The following is a 2,485-nucleotide window of genomic DNA, read 5'->3' as shown; positions in this document are numbered from 1 at the left end:
CGGGGTAGACCAGCCGGTCCCCGTCATCCAGCAATGCGTTGCGCGCGAACCCCGTCTCCACGGCGATCGGGTCCAGCACTTGCACCTGGCGGCCGGTGACCGGCAACTGTTCGACCTGTCGATACAGACGCGCACTCAAGTCCGCCCGGGAGCCACGGTCATCCAGCAAGGCCCCTCGTTGCAGCAGTTTCAGATCGAACAAAACCCCTGCCTTCAAGCGTTCCTGCGTGCTCACCAACGACTGGTGCAGCCATGCGGCGCCCAACCAGTAGCTTTCTGCATTGGGTTGGGCCACACGAATAACGTCCAGCAAACGCGCCCCCGGCTTGACCTCGAAGGCGCCGGGGCTGCGCACATCGCCACTGACTGTAACGGCCGCCTGGCCAGTGCCGGGGCCGATCAGCAACAGGCCCAGCCATAAAAGCTTCGAACACTTCATCGGGCTGCCTCCCGGTCGGGACGCAACTGCACGATTTTCAGGGCCAACCGGGGCGTCAAATGCTGCTCGCTGCGCCAGATGAAACCATCCTGCGGGTCGACCCAATAATGGTTGGTGGCGCGGAAATTCAAGGTGGGAGCGTCCACCTGCTCGTCGATGCGCAGCAAGGCGTAATCCTTGTCCAGAATGCGGAGGGTCTCGATACCGTGGCTGCTGAAACGGCTGTTGACCGCGATACCGATTCGGTTGCCGTCGTAGAGGTCGATCCAGCGTGTGCCGGTGTAGCCGTCGGGCAGATGCTGGAGCCCGCGCTTGAACGGCGATTCGCCACTGAAACGCGTGCCATCCAGGGAAACACCCAGCCCGACAGTGCGTACCACCAGGCCGTCACGCATCATCACCACTTGCTTGCCGGAAGCGACCCAGAACTGCAGGTCGCCCCGGCGCCGGGCCATGGCCATCACGCCCTCGCTGACGGCGGTGGTCACCAGGATCTGCGGGTATGGCACCGCGTCGACCTGGGCGCGGGTCACGTTGATCGGGGCCGGGCCCGTCACAGAGGTTTCGAGGGTGTACCACGACGCCCTCATCAACGGGTTACACCCGCACAACAAGAGCGCCATCGACAGGCAGGCGCTGGTAGGCAACATTTTCACCACGGGATAACGCCTTATCTGCTGTTGACTTCGCTGAGGTCATTGGCCGATCGGGCACCAATCCCAATGGCACTGGCGGTCGGCAGCAACTGGCTGATCAGGCGGTTCCAGCGCGTCACGCCGGCCGGCCCGACGTACACGATGTCCTGGGGTTGCAAGTCGAACCGGGTGGCCAGCACCAGCGCGGAAGGTGATTGGGCATCGAGTTGGAACACCTTGGCCGGTTCGGCTTCCAGGTTGTCCACGCCGCGAATCACATAGACCGCATTGCCATTGGAAGTGGTCTGGTTCAAGCCGCCTACGGTACCCAGGGCATCGGTCAGGTTGATCGACTTGCCCTTGAAGCTCAGGGCTCGGGGCTGATTGACTTCGCCCATCAGGTAGACACGTTTCTGGTCGTTATAGGGCAGGTACAACCGGTCGCCGCCCTTGAGGTAGATGCCCTGCAGTTGCGAGCCCTGGCGATTGAGGCTGTCCAGGTCAAGCGTGTACTCACGGCCGTCGCGCGTCAGGGTCAGGCTCGAGAGGTCGGCATTCGTGGGGTCGACACCGGCAGCGCCAATGGCCTCGACGGCGCTCAATGGCGTGGTAGTGATCGGCTGTTGCCCGGCCTTGATCACCGCCCCGGTCACCACCACTGTCTGGCTGGCAAACCGCAGGACGCTGACGTCGACCTGTGGGCTTTCAATAAATTGCGACAAGCGCCCGGCGATAAAGGCCCGCAGCTCTTCGATGGTCTTGCCGGCCACCGGGACGTTGCCGATATACGGATAAAACAACGTGCCATCGGGGCGAACCAGGCGCCCGTTGGCGTCGATCTGCTGTTGCGGCCCGGACGGTGCCGTCAACTCGGGATGGTCCCAAACCGTGATAAACAACAGGTCATTGGCACCGACGCGATAGCCACCGGGCACATAAGACAACAGTTCTGCCGGCACCGATTCACGAACATGCGTGGCGGCATCCATGGCAATCAATTTGGGGGTGATGGGAATCAACTCTACCCGAGTACTTTCGGAAGAACCCTCACTGGACATTTGACTGGTGTCCATATGTTGACCAGGCGAAAACATGCAGCCGTGCAAGCTGAAACTTGCCAGCAAAAGAACAGGTAACCTACGAATCATAATGGCACTACGCTAGTCGAGGGCGAGTCTAAAAAAGATCACCCAGAAGTTCCGGGTGATCTTGAACAACACACATTGCGGGTTATTAGTTGGTACCGGTGGTACCGCCTGTACCGGTGGTGCCGCCGGTGCCGGAAGTACCGCCATTGGAACTGCCGCCCGAGTTGGAAGCCGCCGCCGCAGCGCCGACTACCGCGGTACCGACCCCGACGGTTTCACCGAGCGTCACGCCGCCCACGAGCGGGGTGCTCCACGACAGGGGC

Annotated in this window: 3 protein-coding genes; all 3 read right to left on the bottom strand. The window is 61.8% G+C overall.

Going from position 1 to position 2,485, the window contains the following annotated elements; translation table 11 throughout:
- The coding region (locus HX846_RS30240) for a capsule biosynthesis GfcC D2 domain-containing protein (protein WP_178966788.1) at nucleotides 1–439 on the bottom strand (439 nt) is incomplete at its 3' end.
- Nucleotides 436–1,095, bottom strand: coding sequence for a YjbF family lipoprotein (locus HX846_RS30235; RefSeq protein ID WP_032899416.1), 660 nt, complete (start codon nucleotides 1,093–1,095; stop codon nucleotides 436–438). The genes HX846_RS30235 and HX846_RS30240, both read right to left, overlap by 4 nt.
- Before the next feature lie 14 nt (nucleotides 1,096–1,109).
- Nucleotides 1,110–2,222, bottom strand: coding sequence for a polysaccharide export protein (locus HX846_RS30230; RefSeq protein WP_143495494.1), 1,113 nt, complete (start codon nucleotides 2,220–2,222; stop codon nucleotides 1,110–1,112).
- Nucleotides 2,223–2,485: the final 263 nt, after the last annotated feature.

The sequence above is a fragment of the Pseudomonas sp. K5002 genome, from assembly GCF_013386655.1.
In the GTDB taxonomy this organism is placed as follows: domain Bacteria; phylum Pseudomonadota; class Gammaproteobacteria; order Pseudomonadales; family Pseudomonadaceae; genus Aquipseudomonas.
Note: the sequence above shows the minus strand (reverse complement) of the source record. Positions and strands in the feature narration are given on the sequence as shown.